Here is a 26,362-nt window from a genome sequence, read left to right as displayed (position 1 = left end):
ATTTCAGAAATTGCTTAAAAAATATAATATAAAACAATCTATGTCTAGACGAGGTAACTGCTGGGATAATGCTCCACAGGAGTCATTCTTTGGACATCTTAAGGATGAAACAAATATTAAAAATTGTAATACATTTGCTGAACTCTTGGAAGAAATTGATGAATATATGGATTATTATAATAATTATAGAGGTCAATGGAATTTAAAAAAGATGACTCCTGTAAAATACAGAAATCATCTTCTTAGTACCGCCTAGTCTTTTTTTAAACTGTCCTTGACAAAGGGTACATTTTATAGAATATTACTATGTTTGGCTCTTTTTTATAATATTTTTATTTGGCTGGTATTATTAATCTTTGTCCTACAAATATTAAGTTAACATTTTTAATATTATTTGCTTTTGCTATTTTTTTGTAAGAAACATTATATTTTTGACCTATTAAGTATAAGCAATCACCACTTTTTACTGTGTATACAGTCTTTTTATCCGCTGGTTTTATTACTTTCTTATCTTTGCTATCCTTTGAGTCTGGCTTTGTAGTTGGCTTTTTATCTACTGGTTTTACTGCCTTGTTATTTTTCGCATTTTCCAAATCTTTTTCTGTAATTGAAGCTACATTTGGAGTTCTTGCATCTTTAGATTGAGGAACTTTTATCTTGCCTTCATTTATTAGCTTTACGGCTTCCTTTCTTTTTGCAGAATCCCAGTTGTTACCTGAAATTTTCCAGTTATTATTCATTTGTGGAGTTATTACTCCCTTTTTTACTTCTTTAATATATCTTCCTATTAAATCTCTTATTGGAGTGCCATCTAATGCATCCTTTTCTATAAGCTTTGGTAAGCTTCCATCTTTGAATATTCCACTATTAGGATTTAAAAGATGTGAACTAGCTCTATAATTATTTACTATTAATTTAAGAGTCTCTGTATCTTTCACTAGTGAATTATCCATTTTTCTTAAGTTAGTAATTCTATTACCAGGTTCTTTTGAAATATCTATTTCATATTTAACTCCAGAAAACATATCATAATTATATCCTCTTACATCTTCATTAAAAGATACAGTTAAATCTCCTGGTTTATAAGTATTATAATAGCTTGCTGACCATTCCATATAATCTTTTAATTGTTTTCCTGTTACTTCTAATAAGTATAATGTATTATCAAATTTATATATCAATGAAGCATCACTTTTCTTAATTTTACCTTGCTTCATATTAGCGTTTGATCTAAATGCCGCTGCAGCTGAAACATTAGCTTTTGTATAGTACATTTGCACTTCATTTATTAGATTAATCATTGGTGTTTCTTGTATTTGTGAAGTAGGTATGCCTTTCACTTCATCCTCTGGAACCAAGTTTCCACCTTTAAGTTCTCCTATTATCTGATTTGCATCATCTAAAGCCACTTTATGATATGAATTTAATTTTTTCTCTAAATCTTTATCTGATTCGTAGTTTACCTTTTTAGTTTTTCCGTCCATCATCCATATAATTTTAGATGTAACATCTTTAGTTTTATCACTTACTATATATTTTCCATCTTTTTTTGTAAGTTTTATATCTATCTTAGCTATTGTTTGAGCTAAGTTTTTATTTTCAACTAATAAAACATTATTATATGTAGCTCCATCAACAGCTTTATGTTCATGGGCAGCAACTATAGCCACAAGTTCTGGACAGGCATTCGCTAGTGAAACTGCTGAAGAGTTTTTGTTTCCATATTCTTCGCCTTCTGACATATGAACCACTGCTATCATTACATCTACTTTATCTTTAATTTCAGATATTACTTTTTTAGTTTCTTCTACAGGATCTGTAACTCTATAACCTTTTAAGTTCTCTGAATCCCATCTTGTTATATTAGGAGTAGTCATTCCTATAATACCAACTTTTACTCCTGCTTTTTCAACGATATTATAAGGCTTGCCCAATCTTTCCCCATCTTTTTTATAAACGTTTCCACATAACATTGTACCTTTAAATTGAGAAGCAACCTTTTCTAATGTAGGAACACCATAATTAAATTCATGATTTCCCAAAGTCCAAGTATCATATCCTATTTCATTCATAGCTAAAATCATTGGATGTATTTCGTTATCTAGAAATAAACTAGCTGAATTATCTTGAATAGTATCTCCAGCATCCACTAATATTGTATTAGGATTTGCTTTTTTTAATTCTTTAACCGCTGTGGCAATTTGTGTCATACTACCTGATTTACTCTCTGAATTGATAGCATACTCATATGGTACAAATTTACCATGTGTATCACTTGTTGCAAGTATCTGTAAATCTACAGTTTTTTCTGCTGCGGACACATTAAATGGTGTGACTAAGCTTAATACCATAACTAATGCTATTAACCAAGATGTCCAATTTTTAAATTTAAATTTTTTAAACATGAAACCGCTCCCTTTTTTATTGTTTTATAATGTATTAAGAAAATAATGGTACTATATACCATTATACTCCTCTTACACAATGTTGTAAATGTATACATAAAAAACTCTAGAGCCTTAACCCCTAAAGATTTTAGAGGCTTAATCTCATTTATTTATTAGATTTAATAAATTGTAAATACTAAATCTCTATAATTAAAATAATTATATTGACGAAAATAAAAGAAAATATAGTTTTAAGGAGTGTATTATTTGATAAAAATAGATAATAACAAAGTAGATCCTTATGAAATAGTTCAAATATATGATAAAAAGGTAGCATTTGAGTATAATGATAGATTATATTTTTGCGAAAATGATGAAACTTTTGAAGGAGTAGATGAGAATTAAGCTCATAATATAGAATCCATGTGTACAATAGCTATAATAGATTTTAACAAATTTATATTGGGTAAAACTAATTGCACAAATATTATTTTACGGGATAAATGGTTTGAGGAAAGTTCAATTATAAACTATAATTTAAATTCACAAAAACTTTATTTAATAACTAAAAATTGTATAAATAAAAGGAGTAAACTAACCATATGTTCTTTAAATAATAATTCTATTATTAATAAACAGAAATTTAATTTAAAAGATATATATTTTGATATGAATATATTTGAATATAAAAACAAAGTGTATTCAGGTTCTAAAAAAATTGTTATATTTGAAAAATCTAAAGATTTTAATCTTAAGATTGAAAACATTTTAGATAATAAAGACTGTTTTAATATAAATTTAAAAAATGTTTTGAATTTATGGGATTATGAAATCATTGAAGAAGATAAGCTATTCATAGTATATGGCGATAATATAAGACCTATTACAAGTTGCATATATAATAGATTAAATAATAGTGTTAAATATATTAAAGGAACTGTTGCTCCAGTATCTTTACGTAGTAAAGAACTAGTATTTATAGAATAATGATGTATATATAATAAGGCAGTTCTTACTTCTAAGAACTGCCTTTCATAATAGCAATAATCTTATTTATCTTATTACATCATAAACTAATGGAATTTCATTTTTCATTTCAGTAAAAATTTCATAATTTTTAAGTATTCCCTGTGCCGCTTTCTCTATTTTACTTTCATCATTGGAGTGGATATATGCAATTATATCTCCTCTTTGAACTTTTTCTCCTCTTTTTTTGTTCAAAACAATACCTACAGCTAAATCTATTTTATCCTCTTTGGTAGCTCTACCTGCTCCAAGCTCCATAGCTACTAATCCTATATTATCAGCATGTATCTTAATTACATATCCTTCTCTATCACTCTTTACAGGAACAATATGTTTAGCCTTTGGAAGTTTCTCTGGATCATCTACTTGAGATGGATCTCCACCTTGTGCTTCAATAAACTCTCTAAATTTCTTTATAGCCGAGCCATCCTTAATAGTTCCTAAAAGCATTTCTCTAGCTTCTTCTACTGTTTTGGCTTTCTTAGAAAGTACCACCATATTACTTCCAAGAACTAAGCAAAGCTCCAAAAGATCCTTTGGTCCTTTTCCCTTTAATGTATCCATAGCTTCTTTAACTTCTAGTGAATTTCCTATGGCCAATCCTAAAGGTTGATCCATATCAGAAATTACAGCTACTGTATCTCTCCCTACATTTTTACCTATAGAAACCATGGCACTAGCAAGCTCCTTGGCCTGTTCATGAGTCTTCATAAAAGCTCCTTCTCCAACCTTTACATCTAATACTATAGCATCTGCCCCTGAGGCTATTTTTTTGCTCATTATACTAGATGCTATTAAGGATATATTATCTACTGTAGCTGTTACATCTCTTAGGGCATATAATTTTTTGTCTGCTGGTGCTAAGTCAGCTGTTTGACCCATTATAGCAATTTTTTTACTATTTACATTTTCTATAAATTCTTCTTCAGATATTTCTACTGAAAAACCTGAAAAAGATTCTAATTTATCTATAGTTCCACCTGTGTGTCCAAGACCTCTTCCTGACATTTTAGCTACTGGTATTCCAAGAGCTGCAACCATTGGAGTAAGCACTAAAGTTGTAGTATCTCCAACTCCTCCTGTGCTGTGTTTATCTACTTTTATTCCATCTATTTTAGATAAGTTCAAAGTATCCCCTGATTTAGCCATAGCCATAGTTAGATTAGCAGTTTCTATACTATTCATTTTTTGAAAATATATAGCCATTAGTAAAGCAGAAATCTGATAATCTGGAATGTTTCCCTTTGTATAATTTTCTATAAGAAAATTTATTTCTTCTTTTGTTAGTTCTTCACCATTTCTCTTTTTTAAAATTAAATCGTACATTCTCATATTCAATTCCTCCTAAGAATAATAAGATGCTTATTTTGATTCTTCTACTATTTTAATTCCCGCACTAGCTCCTATTCTATTAGCTCCTGCTTCTATCATTTCTAAGGAAGTTTTATAGTCCCTTATTCCTCCTGATGCCTTTACCCCTATATTTTCTCCTACAGTTTCTCTCATTAATTTAACATCTTCTTTCTTAGCACCACCTGTAGAAAATCCTGTAGAAGTTTTTACAAAGTCAGCTCCTACTTCTTTTGATATTTCACAAGCCTTTACTTTTTCTTCATCTGTTAAAAGACAGGTTTCAATTATAACTTTAACTAGAGCTTTTCCCTTAGCTTCATTTACAACAGCCTCTATATCTTCTTTTACCACATCATATTTTTTATCCTTTAAAGCTCCTATATTTATTACCATATCAACTTCTTTTGCACCATTTTCAATGGCTTGTTTTGTCTCAAATGCTTTAACTTCTTTTGTATTAGCTCCTAATGGGAATCCTATAACTACACAAGTCTTTACATCGGTACCCTGTAATTCTTTACTTACTAATGAAGTATAATAAGGGTTTACACATACTGATGCAAACTTATAATCTCTTGCTTCTTTACATAATTTTTTTACTTGTTCCTCTGTTGCCTCTGGTTTTAATATTGTATGATCTATAAACTTTTGTATTTCCATATTTTCACTACCCCTTCCTATGTAATTATATAAATATACCTTTATAAGCTTATTATAACTATATTTTACACTTATCTCAATAAAAACTATTGGCTAAATAAAAATATAGAGGTAAGTTTTAAACTATTACCTCTATACTTTTAGCCTAATTTACGTTTATTATTATTTTTTGTCCTATAAATATTAAATTAGGATTTTTAATTCCATTATCTTTTGCAATTGTTTTATAATCTATTTTATATCTCTTACCTATTCTATATAAGCTATCTCCTGATTTAACTTTGTAAACAACCTTTTTTTGTGAAGGTTTTATTTCTGGCTTTGGTTGTGGTTTAGCTTGTGGCTTTGTTCCAGCTTCTAAATAATTTTTTCTATCTACAGATATAGTCTTAACATCTCTTAATTCTTTTATAAGAGCGTCTCTTATTGGTAAATTTGTATCTACTTTGTTTTTAGCACTGGTGAAATCAAAATTGTCTCCACCTTCTGACATAAAATCATTAGTTACTAATGTATAATATTTATTCATGTCTATCTCTTTACCATCACTAAGTTTTATATCATGAATTCTATTGCCAAATGGCTGTTTTAAATCATATTTTACTTTTAATCCAGAAATTGCAGCCCAACCAATGCTTTCATTTCCTATTCCATTTTCTACAATTTTTTTAATATCAGATCCTTTTACTTCCATAGTTACTAATGTATTATCAAAAGGCATTAATTGATAAAGAATTCCTACAGTTATATCCCCTTTATTTATAGGACATCTAAGTCCTCCTCCATTAGTAATTGCTATTTGAGATTTTGTAGTTTTTGCCATCGCCTCACAAACCCATTCTCCTAATAGGGAAGGTCCTTCAAATCTTTCATGAGGCAAATCTTTTTTAGTATGTCCAACAACTTCATTTAGCTTATCTTTAGATGCATTTTCATATTTTTCTACTATTTTTTTACCTGCTTCTGATTCTTTTAAATCTTTTACTTTAGAAGCTAAATCCACTACTTCTGGTTTTATGGATACTTTTTTATTATTTATATTATATTTAATTTCAAGTTTACCAAAAGCTCTACCATTTTTATAAGCTTGTACAATAGGAGTTTTATTTACCTCTCCTGCAACTGTCATATGAGTATGTCCAGAAATTATAGCATCGATTCCTACATTAGCTTTTGCAAGATCTGCCGCTTCCCCTGTTATCTTTTTTGTGTTCTTATCTTGAATAGATCCTAAGTGTGTTACAGCTATTATTATATCTGCCTTGCCTTCTGGAACTTCTCCCTTTCTTAATTTATCTGCCCATTCTTTTCCTGATTTTATTGGATCTCTAAATTCTAAGCCTTCTACATTACTAGGTTTTGTCTTATACGCAGTTTCAGGAGTAGCTAGTCCGATAAGACCTATTTTCACTCCATCTACTTCTAACATCTTATAAGGTTTAGCCCAAGTCACTGGTTCTCTAGTTTTTTTGTCATATATATTAGAAGCTAACCATTCATAGCCACCTTCTTCTGCCCATTTTGCTATCCTATTAATTCCCCAATCAAATTCATGATTTCCTACTGCGGAAGCTATCACTCCAAGTTCTTTTACCATTTCATTTATAGGTGCTCCATAGTTTAAATTTGAAAGAGCTGTCCCCTGAAAAAGGTCTCCTGCTCCCAGTACTATAGTATTAGGATTTTCTTTTTTAAATTCATTTATAGTCTCTGTGAATTTAGCAATTCCTATATCCTTACCTGCCTCTTTTACTACGCCATGATAATCATTTAAAGTAACTATGTTAATAGTCTTTACATTGCTGTCTTCTTTGTTGTTTGCTAATTCAGAGGCTGATACTGTATTCATTGGCATGAATATATTTAACATCATAAATATTGCAACTAACCAAGAAGAAATTTTTTTAAAACTTCTTTCTTTAAACATTTTTTACTCCCCCTTATTTACTATATCTAAAATATCTTTAAGAATATTATACATCCTTTGCATAATATTGTAAACGTTATAATCTATAAATAAATAACCCCTACAAATAAATTTGCAGGGGTTATTATTTTATTTATAATATAACTTCATATAATTTATCATATTGCATTTCACAAGAACCAGTTTGTGCATTATCAGCACAATATTCTCTTTCTGCATAATAATATTTTCCTTCTTTTTTATATAAAGCTTTAAATGTTTCATCATCTCCAAATTCACAAAGTTTTTCAAAGCCACTTTGTTGAATAAATTCTAATTTCTTATTTTGAGTAATTCTATCATCCAATAAATTTAAATTTGCTTTACCTGATTTTATATTTTCTACAATCTTATCAACATTACCCATAAAAATCTCCTCCTTATTTTTTACAATATGTATCCTTAAAGAATACTAACAATTATGACTATTTTAATTATATGATAATTTACTTTCATATTCAACCATTTAACTTTAAAACATATTCAAGTTGTTTCAATTTATAAACAATTGAAAAAATACTCTTGAAATTTGGAAGCTGTTACAGTAAAATATAAATAAAGGTATAATAAATTTATTTGTGGCAGAGAATAAGAGCCGTTTAAAATAAAGATAATCTTTGTTTTATTCGGCTTTTCATTTTTTTACACCTTTAGCTATAATAATTGGAGGTGAATTTACTATGGACAAGGTGTAATCGATTAAACTAAGATTTAACCAATTTTACTATGTAAATTAAATATTTATTATGGGGAGGAGATTTAAATGTCAGCGTTCATGGGTGAATTGCTTGGAACTATGATTTTAATTCTATTAGGTAATGGTGTTGTAGCTAACAATGTGCTTAAACACTCAAAAGGTGAAGGATCTGGATGGATTGTAATAACAACCGGATGGGCTATTGCAGTTGCTATTCCAGTATATATATTTGGACCAATAAGTGGAGCACATTTTAATCCAGCTGTAACTATTGCATTTGCATCCATTGGTCAATTCTCTTGGGCAGACGTTCCTGGATATATAATAGCTCAATTAGTAGGAGCTATTATTGGAGCAACTTTAGTATGGCTTACTTATTTACCCCATTGGGAAGCAACAGAAGATCAAGCTACTAAACTTGCAGCCTTTTCTACAGCACCAGCTATAAAAAACACTACAGCAAATTTAATTACTGAAATTATAGGAACATTCTTCTTAGTATTTGGTATACTAGGAGTTGCAAATACCAGTATGGCAGATGGACTAGCTCCTCTAGTTGTTGGTTTAATAATTCTTGCTGCAGGAGTATCCTTAGGTGGACCTACTGGATATGCTATAAACCCTGCAAGAGATCTTGGTCCACGTATAGCACATGCTATATTGCCTATAAAAGGTAAAGGCGATTCAGATTGGGGATATGCCTGGATACCAATTGTAGGTCCAATAATCGGTGGTCTTATAGGAGCAATTTTCTTTAATATAATGTTTTAATAATATATAAAAAAAAGAGCAATTGGATACTTTTCCATTGCTCTTTCTTATATTTAATCATTAATAGGATAAAATTACTTTTCTTAGGAAAATATATAATAAATAATGTTATAATACATCTATATAAATTTAGCTTAAAGAAAGGATGATTTTATTGATAAATAAGAACCTTTTAAAAAAATACGCTGAACTGGCAGTAAAAATAGGAGTGAATATACAAAAAGATCAACTGCTAGTTATATCTTCTCCTATTGAATGTGCTTATTTTTCACGTTTAATAGCTGAAATAGCTTACGATAATGGTGCAAAAGATGTAATCATTAACTGGAATGATGAATTATTTTCCAAGATAAGATTTTTAAAAGCCCCAAAAGAGGTTTTTGAAGAAATGCCTCCTTGGCAAAAAGATTTTTACCTATACTATAGCAGAAAAGGAGCTGCTTTTTTAAGTATATATGCATCTGATCCAGAATTACTAAAAGAAGTGGATCAGAAAACAATAGCCACAGCTCAAAAAGCTAAACAATTGGCTTTAAAAGAGCATAGTGAAAGACTTATGAGTAATAAAAACCCTTGGTCTATTATATCTATACCTACTGAAGCTTGGGCTAAAAAAATCTTTCCTGAGCTATCCTGCCATGATGCCGTTAGCACTCTTTGGGATAATATATTTAAAATAATGAGAATAGACAAAGAAGATACAATTCTCGCTTGGGAAGATCATAAAAGCACTCTAAAAAAAAGTATGGATTTTTTAAATTCTAATAACTTTAGATATTTACATTATAAAAACTCCTTAGGTACTGATTTAAAAATAGAACTTCCAAAAGATCATATATGGCTTGGCGGTGCTGATTACACTCCCGAAGGTATAGAATTTATAGCAAATATGCCTACTGAAGAAGTATTTACACTTCCTTTAAAAACTGGTGCTAATGGTACTGTAGTAGCCTCTAAACCTTTAAATTGTAACGGAACTATAGTGGAAGACTTCTATATAACTTTTAAAGATGGTAAGATAGTAGATTTCCATGCTAAAAAAGGTTATGATGCTTTAAAACATTTAATAAATACAGATGAAGGCTCTCATTATCTTGGAGAGGTAGCTTTAGTACCTTTTGATTCACCTATTTCAAATTCGAATATCATTTTTTATAACACCCTTTATGATGAAAATGCTTCCTGTCATCTTGCAATTGGAAAAGCTTATCCTGTATGCCTTAAAAATGGAGAAAATATGAATGAAAATGAGTTGGAAAAACATGGTGTAAATACCTCTTTAGTACATGAAGATTTTATGATAGGAACTAAGGATCTTACCATTATTGGAACAACTTGGGATGGAGAAAAAATCCCTGTATTTACAGAAGGTAATTGGACTTTTGAAATTTAAAAAAGCTGTTGATAATTTATCAACAGCCCATTGGGAGATTTATATCTCCCAATATTTATTTTATAGGTATCTTATTTAAATTTTCTTTTAAAACCTCTGCTGATTCTTTAAGTTGTTTTTCCTCATCTTTACTAAGTTTTACCTCGAGAACTCTTTTTATTCCTGTTTCTCCTATTACGGAAGGTATTCCCATATATATATCATTTATACCATATTCGCCTCTTAATAGTGTGGACACAGTTAAAATAGAATCTTCATCTCTTATTATAGCTTCTACTATTCTTCTAACAGCTAAAGCTATTGCATAGGAAGTATATCCTTTTCTTTCTAAAACCTCATAAGCCGCATTTTTTACTTCTTCTGGAATTCTATTTTTAAAGTTTCCTTCACAACCTTTGCATATATCTTTACAATAATCTTCTACACTTATACCTGCTATATTAGTTAGACTCCATGCTGCTATTTCAGAATCACCATGCTCTCCTAATATGTAAGTATGAACATTTCTTACATCTATTTTAAAATGTTCTCCTAGAAGATATCTAAATCTTGATGTATCTAATACCGTTCCTGATCCTATTACTCTTTCTTGAGGGAATCCTGAAAGTTTATAAGTTACATAGGTTAATATATCTACTGGATTTGAAACTACAAGCAAAATTGATTTAGGACTATACTTTACAACTTCAGGAACTATACCTTTAAATATTTCATAATTTTTATTTATTAAATCTAACCTAGTTTCTCCAGGCTTTGGCCCTGCTCCTGCTGTTATTATAACTATATCTGAATCCTTAGTATCTTCATAATCTCCCGCTATAATATCTACAGGTTTTACAAAGGAAACACCATGGGATAAATCCATAGCTTCTCCTTTTGCTTTTTCTTTATTTATATCAACTATAACTATTTCAGAGGCTAACCCTTCCATCATAAGAGCATATGCAGTAGTTGAGCCTACAAATCCTGATCCTATTATAGATATTTTAATTCCTTTTTTATTCATACTTATTACCACCTTATGCCATTATTTATTTAATATTATATATTATTTAACAACAATTATCAATACTTTCCTATATTACAAATTAATTATTATTAGTTTAATTGTTCCCTTATTTTTATAAATTATTATATGTATTTATAGAGAACTTCAATGTTAGCCTGGAGATATATTAGAGTATGTAAAAGATAATAAAGATTAACTTAAAAGGCATATGCTATTATTTTTATAATAACATATGCCTTAAGTTTCATCTTTTTTATTATTATCTATTTTACTTCAGCTCCTCTAATATATTTAATGTTAAATTCTTATATTATTTTGTAACATAAATTTTAGTTCTATTACTTCTTTGGAATTATCTTTTAATTTAGTTTCTCTATTAATTTTTATCCCTTCTTCTTTAATTTTGTTATATAATCCCTTTATCATTTTCATAATTAAATTCTCCTTTAAATATCCTTTATTTACTTTATGATTTAATTATAAAATATGGGACTAATTATAACTATTCATTTATATTACAATTGAAATAAATAACATTACATTTTAGTAATATTATTTTAATAAAAAACAAACCCTATAAGAGAAATCTCTTATAGGGTACATTCACAACTTTAATTATCTTCTAAATCCTCTGTTGTTTTGTTGTTTTCTAGCTCTTCTACAGTCAGGACATCTTTGTGGTTCATTTTCAAAACCTTTTTCCTTGTAGAATTCTTGTTCTCCTTCAGTAAAAACGAAGTCTTTACCGCAATCTTTACAAGTTAAATTCTTATCAGCCATTGTAACATTCCTCCTTTTTATGTATTAAGATTTAAAACTGATTCACGTAACTTTTCTTACTTGAGGAAATGTTTATGACCATATTTAAATCTCACTGTGTAATTCATTTGAACTACACAACTCATTCAGTATAACATCTATTTTATTAAATTGCAATAGTTAATTTAATATTAAATATAGATTTACCCTTGTTAATTTTTACGTACTGTATTATAATAAATTGATTAGTTTGGAGGAATAATGAATGGAAAATTTAAAATTTAATAATTTAGGACTTAACGAAGATATACTCAAAGCAATTGAAGATATGGGGTTTGAAACTCCTTCTAAAATTCAAGCTGAGGTTATACCAATTGTTTTACAAGGATTTGATGTTATAGGTCAGGCTCAAACAGGTACTGGAAAGACCCTTGCCTTCGGTGCTCCTGTTTTAAATAGTATTAGTAATGAATCTAAAAAAGTTAAGAGTATAATACTAGCTCCTACAAGAGAACTTGCTATTCAGGTATATAAAGAGCTTACAACTGTAGCAAAATACACTAAATTCAAATTGTTACCTGTATACGGAGGAGATTCCATAGACAGACAGATAAAAAGCTTAAAAAAAGGAATAGATATTGTAATAGGTACTCCTGGAAGAGTTCAAGATTTAATCAATAGAAAAGCTCTTAATCTATCTCATATTGAATTTCTTGTTCTTGATGAGGCTGATGAAATGCTTAATATGGGCTTTGTGGATGATATAGAAAATATATTAAAAAGTTGTAATGAAGATAGACGTACTTTATTATTTTCTGCAACAATGCCAAGTGAAATAAAGAAGATAGCTAAAAAGTATATGAAAAAAGATGCTAAGCATGTAGCTATAGCTCAAAATTCTATGACAGTATCTTCTGTTGAACAATTTTATTACGAAGTTAAACAAAAAAATAAATTTGAATCTTTATGCAAAGTACTTTCTGTTGACGAACCAACTAGAGCTATAATATTTTGCAAAACTAAAAAAGGTGTAGATGAATTAGTATCATCTATGAAAGAAAAAGGTTTTAGTGCAGAGGGAATGCATGGTGATATGACTCAAAGTCATAGATTAAATACTTTAAATAGATTTAAAGAAAGAACTATTCCTTTCCTTGTAGCCACTGATGTAGCTGCAAGAGGTATAGATGTTAAGGATACAAGTCATGTTATAAACTATGATTTACCTCAAGATACAGAATCCTATGTGCACAGAATTGGTAGAACAGGAAGAGCTAATAAAAAAGGTACAGCATATACTTTTGTTACACCTAAAGAGTTTAGTTCTCTTAAAAGAATACAAAAAATAAGTAAAAGTAAAATAAATAAAAGACAATTACCTACTATGGATGATGTGCTAAAAGCTAAATTTGATAGTATATTAAATGATGTAGAACAAACTTTATCTAAGGATAATTATAATACTTTTATACCTTTAGTTAAAGATTTGGAAAGCAAATTCGATCTAACAAATGTTACTGCTGCTTTAATGAGCATGTTATATAATGACGAAATTTCTTATGATTATGATGATGATAATACAGAGTCAAATTCCTTAGACTACACTAGAATATTCTTAAATGTAGGTCGTAAGGATAGACTTAACCCTAAAATTCTATTAGAGTTTTTAGATAATAATGCTAATATAAATAAAAGCCAGGTTGGAAGTATAGATATACTAGATAAATTTGCTTTTGTAGATATAGCAACAGATCGTGTCGGTGATTTAATGGATAACTGCATAGATAAAACATTATGTAGAAGAAAATTAAACATAGAAGTGGCCAAAAAATCTAAATAAAAAACAAAGGACAGTTCAAAATGAATTGTCCTTTAATATTTACATTTTTTCTAGAATATCTTCTCCCATAGACATTAAATTAGGCTTTATTTTACATGCCTTTTCTTCATTAGTAAAAATCACCAGCCTGTCCCCTTGCAATATAATTGTATCACCATTTGGTATTATTTTATTTTCCAATCTATCAATTGATACTATTAGGCAATCTTCAGGCCATATTATATCTTTTACTTTTTTATCTTCTAATTCAGAACCCATACATACAGGTACTTCTAAAATTATACTCTTTTTCTTGTCCCCCAGTACTTTAACTCCTGCTTTTTTTCCTATCATTCTTTCTAATAACGAATCGTATATAGGATGTACATTTAATATATCAGCTATCAAATAAGCAACAGTAGTTATTACCATTAATTCTAAAAAGCTATTGAAGGAATTTGTCATTTCTAATATCAATATACTGCCAGTAATAGGTGCTCTAGTAATTGCTGTAAAATTAGCAGCCATGGCAAGTATCGTAAAGTTTATTATATATCCACTTGGTAAATTAGCATATTCAACCAATGTTACACCATAGGTTTTTCCAATTAATGCTCCTAGAGCAAGTAGTGGCAAAAATATACCTCCTGGTACTCCAGAACCATAGCATACAATAGTAAATAAAAACTTTACAATTATAAATATTAATAGCGTACTAAGTAAAAATTCATTTTTACTTAAATTTTCAACTAAACTATGACCTCCTCCTAGCATTTCTGGCACAGTTAATCCAATAACTCCTGTTACAATAAAAGGTATCACTGTTTTATATCTATTTTTTAATACTTTTATATCTTTGTATATATCCTGTACTTTTAATATGGAATAATTGAATATTCTTCCTGATATACCTATTATTATACCTAATAATATTAAATAATGATATTTATTTAACGGAAGTGCTTTAACATTTTCAAAACTGAAAACTGGCTTCAATCCTAAAAACCTAGTTGATATAAAATTAGCCGCTAAACTAGCTCCCATAGCACAAGCTAAAACTAATGAATTAAAACTCTTATGCAATTCTTCTAGGGAAAATACCACTCCTGCTAAAGGTGCATTAAAGGCTGCAGATAACCCTGCACTAGCCCCACTTGTAATCAGATATTTTTCTTCAAAGGGACGCCTTTTGAAAACACGGCAAAAACCAAGGCCTACCTCTGAACCCAGTTGAACAGAAGGCCCTTCTCTTCCAAGTGAAAGACCAATTCCTAGAGAAGCTACTCCTCCAAAAAACTTTGCAACTAACTCCCTTAGCCAGTCCATTTTTAATTGTCTTAGAAAAACTCCTTTTACTTGAGGTATACCACTCCCCTTTATCATGGGTATTTTTTCTATTAATATCCCAAAGACAATTCCAGCAATTATAAGAAATAAAAACCACATTCCAACATACACTATTGAATTATTTTTTATAAATATAAGAGCATAATTACGAAAATTTGTTACCTTGTCTAATAGTATTCTAAAAAGAACAACTACTATTCCTGTTATTAATCCTACTAATATAGATTCCAAAATCAACCTAAATTTAATGTTTTTTAATCCTTTAATAGAGTCACTTACTGTATTATGTTCCATTCATTACCGCCTTCTCTTTATTATGTTATCTATAAAAATTATAATGTCTTATTAAGCTATTTGTCAAATTAACGAAAAGTTCATAATAAAAAACTACAGGATTTTAATCCTATAGTTTTAACATTACACCTATAATATTTTTCTTTCTTTTCCCATGAAAAATATAGATACACTATTTGGCCCTCCATGAGTTCCAACCGCTGGCCCTGTATAATTTATTATTACATCCTTTACATTGATTTTTGATAAAATGGCATCTTTAAGTTTTAATACTTCCTCTATACAATCACCATGAGATATACCTATTATTTGTTTTTCAGCTTCCTCTATTCTTTCTAATAATAAATCTGCTAATTTTTTTAGTGAGCCTTTTCTTCCCCTAGTCTTATCTATTGATATTACCCTTCCATCTTGATCTATTGATAGTATGGGCTTTATATTAAAAACTGTTCCTATCATAGCTGCAGCTGTTGATAATCTTCCACCTCTTTTTAAATGGTTTAAATCATCTACAGTCATAAAGGTATTTAATCTTTGTTTATGTTCTTCTACATAACTTACTATATCCTCTAAAGACTTACCTTCTTCTTTCATTTCAACTGCTTTCATTACCATTATACCTTGTCCAAGTGAAGCTGTTAAAACATTTACTATATATATTTTTGCATTAGGATAATCTTCTAACATCATATTTTTAGCTATAGTTGCACTATTTTCTGATCCACTTAACCCTGTGGAAACACATATATATAGAATATCTTTTCCACTATTTACTATGCTTTTAAAATTAGTATAAAACTCATCTACACTTGGTTGAGACGTTATAGGTGTTACCCCTTTTCGCAAATCATCAAAAAATTCTTTGTATGATAAATTTTGACCAAAATCATCAAAATAGGTTTTATCATTATAAGTACATGTAAGTCTAGCAAACTTTATATTTTTTTCTTTAATATATTCTATTGGTAAATCACTACACGAATCTGTAAATATTTCAAAATCCCTCATTTAATAATTTCCCTTCTATCGAAAGATATTTTTCCTAATTTTTTCACATTAATAAAGTTATGCTATCACATATTTAGATATTTTTCAACAAAATTCAAAATACATTTTGAATATAATTTTCATATATTGTAAAATTTTTAGTTTTATACTATAATCCTTCCAGAGGTGATTATTTTGAGTAATACAAAGCTTAAAAGTTTGGGCAAAAATTATTTAGGAGAAAATATACTGTTTAGTGAAAACGACACTAATAAAATTTATGATGAAATAACAGCTATCCTTATGTCAGAAATATATAATAACCAATTAAGTGTAAGCAAAGGTAAAGAAATTTTAAATAAAATATATAAATTATATGATAAAGGCAATGAACAATTTGAAAATTACGCCTCCTGTAAAAAGGGTTGTGGGGATTGCTGTTGTCTTTATGTAGACTGTACTGCAATAGAAGCAGAGCTTATTCGCGATTATGTACAAGCTAATTTTTCAGATTATGATAAAAACCTTTTCATATCAAAAATTAGGGAGATATTATCAATGATTCCATCTCCAGATGAAGTAAAAAAAGATGATAAAATTACATCCGATTATTTAAATAAAAAGATACCTTGTGTGTTTTTATCTGATGAAAAAACCTGTTTAGTATATTCCGTAAGACCCTTTAATTGTAGAAAATTTCTATCCATAAGTTCCCCAGACAAATGTAATATAGGAGAACAAGTAAATAAAATTAATCCTTCTATTAATAATATAGGTATATTAAGTATAAATGTATTATCCACATCTGTTATGCGATATAGAAGGTTAATAGATGAAAATAGTACAGACTTTGAATCATTACATAGAGCAATACCTTTATGGTTGCAACATGGTTTTGATGAAATATATAGATTGAAATGAAAGGGCAGATTTCTCTGCCTTTTTACCTTAATCTATCTCTGTTTTCTTAAAATCATTTTTTATTCTTAAAAATTGTTCCATATCATTTAAAAATTGAAATAAAGACGCTCTAATTTCAAATTCTTCTCTAGTTTTGGGAAGTTCCATTTTTCTAAAATCCTCTCTTAGTACATCTAAATCTTCTAGTAAGTTTTCTGCTGTATTATCTTCATATATGGAGTTTGCTACCTTTTCAATGAATTTAGCCATAATCATAGCTTGTTTATATTTTGAAAAGTCTTCCTTAAAATGATTTAACATATATTTTATACTTTCTATTTGATTTTTTCTCATATTCATGTATCTAACATAATACTTATCCTCTTGAACAATATTATTATTTAAATTAATATAGGTAAGCTTTCTTCCCTTATCTAATACATCTTCTAATTCTTCTAACAAGACATTGTTTACAAAACACTGTTTTCCCTCTTTCATTATAAGAGACATTCTTAATAATATAGTTTTCATATGCTCTTCAATATACATTTGATACTCTTTAATTTTATCTTCTGTATTGGGCATATATAAGTTTACTATTAATGCCACTACTGCTCCAACTAACATAAGTCCTATTTCATTGGCAATCCAAAATAGACTTGTTGATTTTTCAGTTAAAAGATGTGTTACTAAAACTGAACTTACAACAATTCCTTCTTCTACATTAAATTTTACCGCTAGTGGAATAAACATTATTAAAAATATACCAAAACTTATTTCTTTAAATCCAAATATATTAAAAAGTACTGTGGATATTAAAAGAGCCAATAATGTTGATATTATTCTTTTTAGCATTATCTTCATAGACTTTTTTCTTGTTTTTCCAACGCTTAATATAGTTATAATACCTGCTGCAGTTGCATACTGAAGCCCTAACCATTTAGCTACAATTATAGCTAATGCTGATCCTACAGCTGTTTTTAAAGTTCTATATCCTATGTTCATAATATTCTCCTTAAATAAAATGCTTAATTATTTACTTTATTTTATCATAAATTCTTAAATTGTTGTTATTATTTACGGACAAAAAGTAAAAAACACAACCCGTAGGATTGTGTTTAAAACCATTTAAGCGACTAAGTCTATAAGCGGAGTCCTGTATTAAACAGTCATCTATCTAAGCCTATTGTCGCCAATAGGCTTTAGCGATACTACCCGGAAGCGGGACGAGCAGCCCCTGGAAGTTAATCTCCCTGCTTCTCTATTTGATCTTGCTCCAAGTGGGGTTTACATAGCCACACTGTCACCAGTGTGCTGGTGAGCTCTTACCTCACCTTTCCACCCTTACCAAAAGTCTACAAGACCTTTGGCGGTATCTCTCTGTTGCACTATCCTTAGAGTCGCCTCCACTGGGGGTTACCCAGCACCCTGCTCTATGGAGCTCCGACTTTCCTCTCCTGTAAATTATACAGCAGCGACTGTCTGGCTTACTCGCAAAATAAATCATATCATACTAAACGGATTTTTGCAAATGTTTTATTTTTCATTCTTATCCTTTTTTATGTTATTACTAAAAAGGATTCTACCACAATTATCACAATATGCTATATTATTTTTATTTAGTTCACTTTTTATTTCATAGGCAACTCTTATTTTACATCCATCACATACACCGTCTTTTAATTCACATATAACTATTCCATTATATTTTTTCCTATTATGAAATTCCTTTAATAGTTCTTCATCTATAGATTTCTCTAATTCTTTTATATTATCTTTTATACTAGAAATTTCATTAACGGTCTTTTCAAATTCACATTTTTGTTCATCCTTTTTAAAGTTAAATTCTTCTCTTAGCTTAGAAACCTTATCTTCTAAATTTAAAATATCTTTTTCTAAGTTTTCCTCTTTTTCTAAAAACCTTATAATATTATTTTCCATTTTATTTAATTCTAACTTCTCTTTATTTATTTTTTCCTGAAGACTTTCTATCAATTTTATATCTGATCCTGCATCATTATATAAAGCATATTCCATTTTATCTATATTCTTTTTTATATCTTCAGCTTTTTTATTTGTCTTTAAATACTCTTTTCTTTCTTCTTCTAGTTCTTTTTTTAAATCCGTAAGTTCTTTTTTTCCATTATCAAATTTTACTTTTAACTCCTTTAATTTTGATATATCCTTATGTTTTTTTAATATTTTTTCATTTGTTTCTAGACTTTTATATTGCTTCTGAAGGTTAAATAAATCTTCTAAATTCAAATTAGTCACTCCTCTATTTTTTATTATAAAAAAATAGAAATAGACGTAATACGCCTATTTCTATTTATACTTATATGGTGAAACGGATTCTTCAGAAATATATACTTTTACAGTTTTATCTTTAGAATTAAGTTTTTCTTCTAACCACTTAGCTATAATTTTCATACTAGGCCATTCTGTTTCAAAATGTCCAGCATCTATAATAGCTATACCTTCTTCTGCATAGTCACTTACATAATGGTATGTAGTATCTCCTGTTATAACACAATCGGCTCCTAATTTCTTAGCAGATGCTAAAAGATCTGTACCGCTACCATTTATAACAGCTATTTTTTTTATTAACTTCTTCTCTTCTCCTGCATATCTTAAGGCTTTTATGTTTAGTGAGTTTTTCACCTTATGACATAACTCTTCTAAAGTAATTCTCTCTTCTAATTCAGCAATTCTACCTATTCCTGCTTCCTCACCTTTAAAATCTAATGAGTTTTTTTCTATAACTGAATAATTTTTTAACCCTAATATATCCATTACTATTTCATTCATACCTTGAGGTACAGCATCTAAATTAGTATGACTTGAATATACATTTATATTATTCTTTATAAGTTCAATTATTTTTTTACCTAAAAGAGTTTCTGTTGTTATATTTTTAGGATTCTTAAATAGTATAGGATGATGAGTTATTATTAAATTACATCCTAATTTCTTTGCCTCTTCTATAACTTTAAGGGTACAATCTAAAGAAACTAATATTGAGTTAATATTTTCATTAGCATCACCTACCATAAGTCCTACGTTATCAAAGTCTAACTTAAAGTCTACAGGAGCATATTCATTTTCCATTACTTCTATGATGTTCTTTAATTTTAAACTCATTTTATCAATTCCTTTAGCCTAATTATTTTTTCTTCTAACTGTTTTTTTCTTTCTTTAGATTTGAAAGTGTTGAACTCTATTTTGTTATATACTTTCTCACAGTTTTCTATCTTATATTTTATAAATTCTTTTAAATCTTTATCGCATCTTTCATACAGATACCTACTTATTTCATAAAATATATCATCTTCTTCTATTATAACATCATTATACTTTATTTTTATAATTTCATAAAATTTATTTTCTTCAATACAAATTTTTTCCTCTATAATATTAAATCCTTTTTTATATATGTATTTTCTCAGGACATCTACATTTTGCACTGGCTGAACTATTAGGTATTTAAGTTCTTTAAATTTTTCTATATTCTCTTCTATTATTTCTTTTATTAAATTACCACCCATACCTGCAATAATAGCTATATCAACTTCACCCTTATCTATAGTATTAAGTCCAGATCCTAACCTAAAATCAACTTTATCAGTATATTTTCTTCTCATAACATTTTCTCTTGCCCTATTTAGGGGTTCCTTATTTATATCTGTTGCAATAACCTTACTACATATTTTATTATCAATAAGATGAATAGGTATGTAACCATGATCTGTTCCAATATCCGCACATGTATTGCATTTTTCTACCATAGATGCTATAGCTTTTAATCTTAAACTTATATCCATATATTTCTACACTCCAATTTTAAAAAGTATTTAATATCTTAAACTGCATTATTAAAAAAAACATTGTTATTCCTAAGGATATGTATATATATTTATATGCTGATCTTTTATCATATTTAGCATAAAAATACGATGCATAGTACATGCAAAGTAGTACTATCATATTCAGTACACCATATACCATCTGTTTGAAAGCAAATTGTTTGCCTGTCCCAAAAGAAATAGGATTAAACGAAGGGTCAAAAGATATTGGCATTTTAGCTGGTAGACTCCCTTTTAAATATTTTATAAAGGGATTAAGTGTAAGTACAATTATTAAAATAGTACTTATTACAAATGGAATAAAATATCTTTTATTATTATGTAAATGAATATTTTTATTAGGGAGGTATTCCCAAGTGGAGTTTTCTACTCCTTTTCCTTCTAAAAACTTTTCAAATTTATCTCCATCTTGAGGAGATATTCCATAGGTTGTATCTTTTGTTTTTAGATATATAACATCTTTACTTGAAGTAACATACATTCTTGTCAATCCAATTTTATCTATTATTGACTTTCCTAATGCAAAAGAATCTTTACCATGTCCAGATATTTTTATTCCATTTATTTTGCCTGTTTTTCTGCTATAACACTGTATATCATCAATTAAAATTTTATCTATTACAAGATCTCTGATAATATTTATATTTAAAGATTTTTCATTCATAGTGTAATTTACAGATATGTATAATAATATGTAGTAAGCTTCATAAATATTTACTATTATTAAAGCCACTTTTAATAAATATGTTAATTCAAAAGAATTCGTTAAATAAATTAAAAGTACAATTATTAAATTAGAAAAAATAGTTTCTCCAAAAATGTAAATTAATCCTTTTCCTTTACTTGAATCATATCTCTTCATTTTCTTCACCTTTTACTTTGAATTATAGAACAAAGCACCTGATGGTGCTTTGCTTTGTATTTTAATCTAAATAATCTTTTAATTTTTTACTTCTGCTTGGATGTCTTAATTTTCTAAGAGCTTTAGCTTCTATCTGTCTTATTCTTTCTCTTGTTACATTAAACTCTTTTCCTACTTCCTCTAGTGTTCTAGCTCTTCCATCATCTAAACCAAATCGTAGCCTTAATACTTTCTCTTCTCTTGGTGTCAATGTATCTAATACATTTATAAGCTGTTCTTTTAGCATAGTAAAGGCTGCTGCTTCAGCTGGTGCTAAGGCATCATCATCTGGTATAAAGTCTCCTAAGTGACTATCTTCTTCTTCCCCTATAGGAGTTTCTAATGACACAGGTTCTTGAGCGATTTTCATTATTTCCCTAACTCTATCTACTGATATTTCCATTTCCTTTGCAATTTCTTCAGGGGTGGGCTCTCTACCTAATTCCTGTAGTAATTGTCTTGAAACTCTAATTAATTTATTTATAGTTTCTACCATATGAACAGGTATTCTTATGGTTCTTGCTTGGTCAGCTATAGCTCTAGTAATCGCTTGCCTAATCCACCAAGTTGCGTAGGTACTAAATTTATACCCCTTTCTATAATCGAATTTCTCAACTGCTTTTATTAATCCTAAATTTCCTTCTTGAATTAAATCTAGAAATAGCATACCTCTTCCAACATATCTTTTTGCAATGCTTACAACTAGTCTTAAGTTTGCTTCTGCTAATTTCTTTCTAGCCTTTAACTCTCCAGCTTCGATTCTTTGAGCTAAATCTACTTCTTCTTCTGACGTTAATAGAGGTACTTTTCCTATTTCCTTTAAATACATTCTTACTGGGTCATCTATAGAAATACCTTCTGGTACGCTAATGTCAATTTCTTCTTCCTCTTCTTCCTTTTTTATTTCATCTGCTCCTAATACATCTATATTCATAGATTCCAGTGCTTCATACACCTTTTCAATTTGTTCTGGAGTTAATTCTATTTCTTCTAATTCATCCATTATTTCTTTGTATGTAAGGGAACCACTTTTTTTGCCTTTATCTATTAAATTTTTCAACACCTTCATTTTGGCATTTTTATCTTTCATTATTTTGCCTCCTTCCACTTTACTGTGTATCACTTAGCTGTCTTTGTATGTTTATAAGTTCTTTAGCTAAACTTAGGGATTTTTCTATATTTCCTTCTGCTTCAAATTTTTTTATTTCTTCTTTTATCTTTTTTATCTTTTCTTCTAATTTATATTTTTTTATTTCTTTAATAAAATCCTGTACTATAACTTTATAGTCGTCATTTTCGTTAATTTTCTTAGAGTCTTGTATATTTATCCATTCTTTAATTATTTCACTATCCTCATAACTCATTTCTATATTACTTTTAATTTCTTCTATACCTAAGTCATAATTTTCTAATATTATATTAATAATATCTCTATGTGATTTTAATATAAATTCATCTACACTAATATTATGAAAAACATAATCTTTTATAATTTCACTTTCTATAATAGATTTTATAAGTACTCTTCCCGCCCTTACATAAGACGGTTCTAAATATAATTTATTCCCTAAAACTTCTTGAATATTCACATTAATACTATTATTCACATCTTTTTGTAATTTATTATTTAATAAATCATACAATACTTGACTTTTTAGTTTTGTTTCATCGGATAGTCTCTTTATATATATTTCCCTTTCTATTGGTTGTAAATCTTTTAAAATATTTATAGCCCTATTTACATATTTAATAACTCCCTCGGGATCTTTTAAATTCACTCCTTCTAGAGCCTTTTTTAATTTATAATCTATTAATTGAAGAGATCTATCTATAAGTTCTAAAAAGGCTTCTTTACCATGCTTTTTTATGAAGTCATCTGGATCTTCTCCTTTTGGCATCATAAGTACTCTTACATCAAGACCTTGTTCTTTTAATACATCTAATCCCCTTTGTGTAGCTTTTTGACCAGCTAAATCTGCATCATAAGATATTATTACCTTGTTTGCATATCTTTTTAGAAGTTTAGCTTGATTAGGTGTTAATGCCGTACCTAATGAGGCTACTGCTGACCGAATGCCACATTGATGAAGTGCAATACAGTCCATATAACCTTCTACTATTATAAGCATATTATTCATATTATTATTTATTGCAAAATTTATACCATAAAGATTGGTTCCTTTTTTAAACACATGTGTTTCAGGTGAATTTAAATATTTAGGTTTTGAATTGTCCAAAACCCTTCCTCCAAAACCAATAACTCTTCCCCTATAATCAAATACTGGAAACATTATTCTATTTCTAAACCTGTCATAAATATTTCTTTTATTACCTTTTATAATCAACCCCGCTGCCAACATATCTAGTTCAGTATAACCTTTTTTCTTTAAATAGTTTAAAAGTCCATCCCACTTGTCTTCAGCATATCCTATACCAAAATTATTAATAGTTTTTTGTAACAATCCCCTGTTCTGTAAGTAGTTTAAAGCTTTTTTGTTTTTTCTTAGATTATTAAAAAAATACCTTGCTGCCTCTACATTTATTTTATATAATTCTTCTTTGGCATCTTTCTTTGGAGCTTCCCCATTTTCATAAGTTACTTCAATATTTGCCCTATCTGCTAATAAATGTACTGCATCTACAAAGGGTAGATTTCTTGTTTTCATAACAAAAGTTATTACATTTCCCGCTTCTCCACAGCCAAAACACTTATATATTTGTTTATTTGGAGTAACTGTAAAAGAAGGGCTTTTTTCATTATGAAAAGGACATAGTCCCATGTAATACCTACCAGATCTTTTAAGTCTCACTCTTTCCGATATTACATCTAATATATCATTTGATTCTTTTACTTTTTGTATGACATCTTTCGATATCACTTAATCACTTCACCTATCCTTTAGCCTCATATTTATATTCCTCCTTACAAAGGATATATATATTCGACAATTATATCTTTTTTCCTTCTTTTTTTGTATTTATTTTTATTTAAATAAGTATATTTAAAATGCAGCTATAATATATATTCTTTGCTTATTTTAAATATCCTTCATTTTTATATTTTTTCTATGTTTTTCAGTACAATTATTAGTTTATCCACTTTTATATGGAAAATACACTAATTTATTTTAATAAATTACAATTTTAGGCACATATATATTATTAAACAATAATAAGCAATAATCATCACTCATACCTGATATATAATCTGCCACTCCTTGATATAATCCCTCTTGTTCAACTATATTTTTGTAAAACTCTGGCATTTTATTTGAATTTTTTAAATAGTAATTAAATACTTGATATAATACAAACTTCGCTTTATCTCTTTCTTCTTTTAAAATTGATCCTTTATAAACTCTTTGAAACATAAATTTTCTTAATTCTTTTAAAGCTATTTCTATTTTTTCACTCATGCCTACTTCAATGGTACCAAGTTTTATATTTTCTAAAGTTTTATTTATACAATCCTTTACTAAAGTATCTATCCTATCACTATGATTTCTTCCCAATACATTTATTAAATCCTTTGGTAAATCACTTTCATGTAAAAGTCCTGCTCTTATAGAATCATCTATATCGTGATTTACATAAGCTATTTTATCACTATACTTAACTACTTGTCCTTCTAAGGTAAATGCCTTAGTAATATCTTTTTTATTTGAAAATCCACTATGATGTAGTATACCATCTAAGACCTCTTTAGTTAGGTTTAATCCTTTTCCTTGCTTTTCTATCTTTGTTAATACTCTTATGCTATTTATATTATGTTTAAAACCATTAGGCAAAAGCTCATTTAAGACTTCTTCACCGCTATGAGCAAAGGCAACATGCCCTATATCATGCCCTAAAGCTATAGCTTCTATTAAATCTTCATTTAATCCTATTGATTTACCTATAGTTTTACCTATTTGTGCAACTTCTAAAGTATGTGTAAGTCTTGTTCTATAATGGTCTCCCCAGGTTTTTATGTATACTTGTGTCTTGTGTTTTAATCTTCTGAAGGATTTTGAGTGAATTATTCTATCTCTATCAACCATAAATACCGTTCTTATATCATCTTGATTCTCTTTTATGATTCTACCCTTTGTGTCTTCTGATTTAGTTCCTTCTGGAATTATACTTATCCTTTCTATATTTTCAACTCTCTTTCTTAAACTCATCTTATCAATACTCACTTTTCCCTTTCTTAATAATTAACTTATTCTATATTTTATGTAAAAGTCCTTT

At 28.5% G+C, this 26,362-nt stretch carries 25 protein-coding genes and 1 other RNA gene; 7 read left to right on the top strand and 19 right to left on the bottom strand.

Annotated elements, in window-relative coordinates; all coding sequences use genetic code 11:
• A partial coding sequence (locus B5D21_RS06415; RefSeq protein ID WP_143323996.1) for an IS3 family transposase occupies positions 1-256 on the top strand: 256 nt, incomplete at its 5' end.
• 76 nt (positions 257-332) lie between these two features.
• On the opposite strand, the gene B5D21_RS06410 is transcribed toward B5D21_RS06415, so the two are convergent.
• Positions 333-2,405, bottom strand: coding sequence for a 5'-nucleotidase C-terminal domain-containing protein (locus tag B5D21_RS06410; protein WP_011100155.1), 2,073 nt, complete (start codon positions 2,403-2,405; stop codon positions 333-335).
• 249 nt (positions 2,406-2,654) lie between these two features.
• Between B5D21_RS06410 and B5D21_RS14050 the strand changes: the two genes are divergently transcribed.
• Positions 2,655-2,792, top strand: a complete 138-nt coding sequence (locus tag B5D21_RS14050; protein ID WP_155274216.1) for a hypothetical protein — start codon at positions 2,655-2,657, stop codon at positions 2,790-2,792.
• 18 nt (positions 2,793-2,810) lie between these two features.
• On the top strand, positions 2,811-3,374 hold the full coding sequence (locus tag B5D21_RS06405; protein ID WP_011100156.1) for a hypothetical protein: 564 nt from the start codon (positions 2,811-2,813) through the stop codon (positions 3,372-3,374).
• A gap of 66 nt (positions 3,375-3,440) precedes the next feature.
• On the opposite strand, the gene B5D21_RS06400 is transcribed toward B5D21_RS06405, so the two are convergent.
• The 4 genes from B5D21_RS06400 to B5D21_RS06385 all read right to left on the bottom strand — a co-directional run bounded on the left by B5D21_RS06400 (position 3,441) and on the right by B5D21_RS06385 (position 7,759).
• The gene (locus B5D21_RS06400) at positions 3,441-4,745 is read right to left on the bottom strand and encodes a pyrimidine-nucleoside phosphorylase (RefSeq protein ID WP_035124548.1); all 1,305 of its coding nucleotides are present in this window, start codon (positions 4,743-4,745) and stop codon (positions 3,441-3,443) included.
• Positions 4,746-4,775: 30 nt separating this feature from the next.
• Positions 4,776-5,426 (bottom strand): deoxyribose-phosphate aldolase, encoded by a 651-nt coding sequence (gene deoC / locus B5D21_RS06395; RefSeq protein WP_011100158.1) that lies wholly within the window; start codon positions 5,424-5,426, stop codon positions 4,776-4,778.
• A gap of 145 nt (positions 5,427-5,571) precedes the next feature.
• A complete protein-coding gene (locus tag B5D21_RS06390) occupies positions 5,572-7,353 on the bottom strand; it encodes a 5'-nucleotidase C-terminal domain-containing protein (RefSeq protein ID WP_011100159.1) in 1,782 nt (593 codons plus the stop codon).
• A gap of 133 nt (positions 7,354-7,486) precedes the next feature.
• Entirely contained in the window at positions 7,487-7,759 is a 273-nt protein-coding gene (locus tag B5D21_RS06385) for a hypothetical protein (protein WP_035109154.1), read from the bottom strand.
• Between the two features lie 396 nt (positions 7,760-8,155).
• Between B5D21_RS06385 and B5D21_RS06380 the strand changes: the two genes are divergently transcribed.
• Positions 8,156-8,860 (top strand): MIP/aquaporin family protein, encoded by a 705-nt coding sequence (locus B5D21_RS06380; RefSeq protein WP_011100160.1) that lies wholly within the window; start codon positions 8,156-8,158, stop codon positions 8,858-8,860.
• Positions 8,861-9,017: 157 nt separating this feature from the next.
• On the top strand, positions 9,018-10,253 hold the full coding sequence (locus B5D21_RS06375; RefSeq protein WP_197538926.1) for an aminopeptidase: 1,236 nt from the start codon (positions 9,018-9,020) through the stop codon (positions 10,251-10,253).
• A gap of 55 nt (positions 10,254-10,308) precedes the next feature.
• Here the strand turns inward: B5D21_RS06375 and B5D21_RS06370 are convergent, their stop codons facing one another.
• The 3 genes from B5D21_RS06370 to B5D21_RS06365 all read right to left on the bottom strand — a co-directional run bounded on the left by B5D21_RS06370 (position 10,309) and on the right by B5D21_RS06365 (position 12,042).
• Positions 10,309-11,259 carry an L-lactate dehydrogenase gene (locus B5D21_RS06370; protein WP_035109151.1) on the bottom strand — a complete coding sequence of 317 codons (951 nt, stop codon included), beginning with the start codon at positions 11,257-11,259 and terminating at the stop codon, positions 10,309-10,311.
• Positions 11,260-11,559: 300 nt separating this feature from the next.
• The gene (locus B5D21_RS14375) at positions 11,560-11,694 is read right to left on the bottom strand and encodes a hypothetical protein (protein WP_274542159.1); all 135 of its coding nucleotides are present in this window, start codon (positions 11,692-11,694) and stop codon (positions 11,560-11,562) included.
• Between the two features lie 183 nt (positions 11,695-11,877).
• Complete coding sequence (locus B5D21_RS06365; RefSeq protein ID WP_023438986.1) at positions 11,878-12,042, bottom strand: zinc-ribbon domain-containing protein; 165 nt, start codon at positions 12,040-12,042, stop codon at positions 11,878-11,880.
• 244 nt (positions 12,043-12,286) lie between these two features.
• Here B5D21_RS06365 and B5D21_RS06360 point away from each other — a divergent pair, with 244 nt between their 5' ends.
• A complete protein-coding gene (locus tag B5D21_RS06360) occupies positions 12,287-13,861 on the top strand; it encodes a DEAD/DEAH box helicase (RefSeq protein WP_011100163.1) in 1,575 nt (524 codons plus the stop codon).
• A 39-nt stretch (positions 13,862-13,900) separates the two neighbouring features.
• Here the strand turns inward: B5D21_RS06360 and B5D21_RS06355 are convergent, their stop codons facing one another.
• Positions 13,901-15,481: a ClC family H(+)/Cl(-) exchange transporter gene (locus B5D21_RS06355; RefSeq protein ID WP_011100164.1), complete on the bottom strand. Its 1,581-nt coding sequence runs from the start codon at positions 15,479-15,481 to the stop codon at positions 13,901-13,903.
• Positions 15,482-15,610: 129 nt separating this feature from the next.
• A complete protein-coding gene (locus B5D21_RS06350) occupies positions 15,611-16,489 on the bottom strand; it encodes a DegV family protein (protein WP_011100165.1) in 879 nt (292 codons plus the stop codon).
• Between the two features lie 174 nt (positions 16,490-16,663).
• Between B5D21_RS06350 and B5D21_RS06345 the strand changes: the two genes are divergently transcribed.
• Positions 16,664-17,389: a YkgJ family cysteine cluster protein gene (locus B5D21_RS06345; protein WP_035109147.1), complete on the top strand. Its 726-nt coding sequence runs from the start codon at positions 16,664-16,666 to the stop codon at positions 17,387-17,389.
• Positions 17,390-17,416: 27 nt separating this feature from the next.
• Here B5D21_RS06345 and B5D21_RS06340 read toward each other — a convergent pair whose 3' ends face one another.
• From B5D21_RS06340 to B5D21_RS06300, 9 genes are all read right to left on the bottom strand, one after another.
• Positions 17,417-18,376 carry an aromatic acid exporter family protein gene (locus B5D21_RS06340; protein WP_115638799.1) on the bottom strand — a complete coding sequence of 320 codons (960 nt, stop codon included), beginning with the start codon at positions 18,374-18,376 and terminating at the stop codon, positions 17,417-17,419.
• Positions 18,377-18,497: 121 nt separating this feature from the next.
• An RNA gene (gene rnpB, locus B5D21_RS06335) (RNase P RNA component class A) lies at positions 18,498-18,862 on the bottom strand.
• 42 nt (positions 18,863-18,904) lie between these two features.
• Complete coding sequence (locus B5D21_RS06330; protein WP_052040324.1) at positions 18,905-19,633, bottom strand: zinc ribbon domain-containing protein; 729 nt, start codon at positions 19,631-19,633, stop codon at positions 18,905-18,907.
• A gap of 60 nt (positions 19,634-19,693) precedes the next feature.
• Complete coding sequence (locus B5D21_RS06325; protein ID WP_011100169.1) at positions 19,694-20,509, bottom strand: Nif3-like dinuclear metal center hexameric protein; 816 nt, start codon at positions 20,507-20,509, stop codon at positions 19,694-19,696.
• Entirely contained in the window at positions 20,506-21,189 is a 684-nt protein-coding gene (locus B5D21_RS06320; protein WP_011100170.1) for a tRNA (adenine(22)-N(1))-methyltransferase, read from the bottom strand. Before B5D21_RS06320 ends, B5D21_RS06325 begins: the two co-directional genes overlap by 4 nt.
• Before the next feature lie 19 nt (positions 21,190-21,208).
• On the bottom strand, positions 21,209-22,093 hold the full coding sequence (locus tag B5D21_RS06315; RefSeq protein WP_035109144.1) for a PH domain-containing protein: 885 nt from the start codon (positions 22,091-22,093) through the stop codon (positions 21,209-21,211).
• 61 nt (positions 22,094-22,154) lie between these two features.
• A complete protein-coding gene (gene rpoD, locus B5D21_RS06310; RefSeq protein WP_035109143.1) occupies positions 22,155-23,222 on the bottom strand; it encodes an RNA polymerase sigma factor RpoD in 1,068 nt (355 codons plus the stop codon).
• A gap of 19 nt (positions 23,223-23,241) precedes the next feature.
• On the bottom strand, positions 23,242-25,011 hold the full coding sequence (dnaG, locus tag B5D21_RS06305; RefSeq protein WP_011100173.1) for a DNA primase: 1,770 nt from the start codon (positions 25,009-25,011) through the stop codon (positions 23,242-23,244).
• 249 nt (positions 25,012-25,260) lie between these two features.
• Positions 25,261-26,295: a deoxyguanosinetriphosphate triphosphohydrolase gene (locus tag B5D21_RS06300; RefSeq protein ID WP_035109141.1), complete on the bottom strand. Its 1,035-nt coding sequence runs from the start codon at positions 26,293-26,295 to the stop codon at positions 25,261-25,263.
• Positions 26,296-26,362: the final 67 nt, after the last annotated feature.

Origin of the sequence: Clostridium tetani (genome assembly GCF_900167265.1) — a bacterium.
Lineage (GTDB): Bacteria > Bacillota > Clostridia > Clostridiales > Clostridiaceae > Clostridium_G > Clostridium_G tetani.
Note: the sequence above shows the minus strand (reverse complement) of the source record. Positions and strands in the feature narration are given on the sequence as shown.

Bases quoted from the DNA above. Each gene is read 5' to 3' on its own strand.
- B5D21_RS06410 (WP_011100155.1), bottom strand. From the start codon at position 2,405: ATGTTTAAAAAATTTAAATTTAAAAATTGGACATCTTGGTTAATAGCA.
- B5D21_RS06405 (WP_011100156.1), top strand. From the start codon at position 2,811: ATGTGTACAATAGCTATAATAGATTTTAACAAATTTATATTGGGTAAA.
- B5D21_RS06400 (WP_035124548.1), bottom strand. From the start codon at position 4,745: ATGAGAATGTACGATTTAATTTTAAAAAAGAGAAATGGTGAAGAACTA.
- deoC (WP_011100158.1), bottom strand. From the start codon at position 5,426: ATGGAAATACAAAAGTTTATAGATCATACAATATTAAAACCAGAGGCA.
- B5D21_RS06390 (WP_011100159.1), bottom strand. From the start codon at position 7,353: ATGTTTAAAGAAAGAAGTTTTAAAAAAATTTCTTCTTGGTTAGTTGCA.
- B5D21_RS06385 (WP_035109154.1), bottom strand. From the start codon at position 7,759: ATGGGTAATGTTGATAAGATTGTAGAAAATATAAAATCAGGTAAAGCA.
- B5D21_RS06380 (WP_011100160.1), top strand. From the start codon at position 8,156: ATGTCAGCGTTCATGGGTGAATTGCTTGGAACTATGATTTTAATTCTA.
- B5D21_RS06370 (WP_035109151.1), bottom strand. From the start codon at position 11,259: ATGAATAAAAAAGGAATTAAAATATCTATAATAGGATCAGGATTTGTA.
- B5D21_RS14375 (WP_274542159.1), bottom strand. From the start codon at position 11,694: ATGAAAATGATAAAGGGATTATATAACAAAATTAAAGAAGAAGGGATA.
- B5D21_RS06365 (WP_023438986.1), bottom strand. From the start codon at position 12,042: ATGGCTGATAAGAATTTAACTTGTAAAGATTGCGGTAAAGACTTCGTT.
- B5D21_RS06360 (WP_011100163.1), top strand. From the start codon at position 12,287: ATGGAAAATTTAAAATTTAATAATTTAGGACTTAACGAAGATATACTC.
- B5D21_RS06355 (WP_011100164.1), bottom strand. From the start codon at position 15,481: ATGGAACATAATACAGTAAGTGACTCTATTAAAGGATTAAAAAACATT.
- B5D21_RS06350 (WP_011100165.1), bottom strand. From the start codon at position 16,489: ATGAGGGATTTTGAAATATTTACAGATTCGTGTAGTGATTTACCAATA.
- B5D21_RS06325 (WP_011100169.1), bottom strand. From the start codon at position 20,509: ATGAGTTTAAAATTAAAGAACATCATAGAAGTAATGGAAAATGAATAT.
- B5D21_RS06320 (WP_011100170.1), bottom strand. From the start codon at position 21,189: ATGGATATAAGTTTAAGATTAAAAGCTATAGCATCTATGGTAGAAAAA.
- B5D21_RS06315 (WP_035109144.1), bottom strand. From the start codon at position 22,093: ATGAAGAGATATGATTCAAGTAAAGGAAAAGGATTAATTTACATTTTT.
- rpoD (WP_035109143.1), bottom strand. From the start codon at position 23,222: ATGAAAGATAAAAATGCCAAAATGAAGGTGTTGAAAAATTTAATAGAT.
- B5D21_RS06300 (WP_035109141.1), bottom strand. From the start codon at position 26,295: ATGAGTTTAAGAAAGAGAGTTGAAAATATAGAAAGGATAAGTATAATT.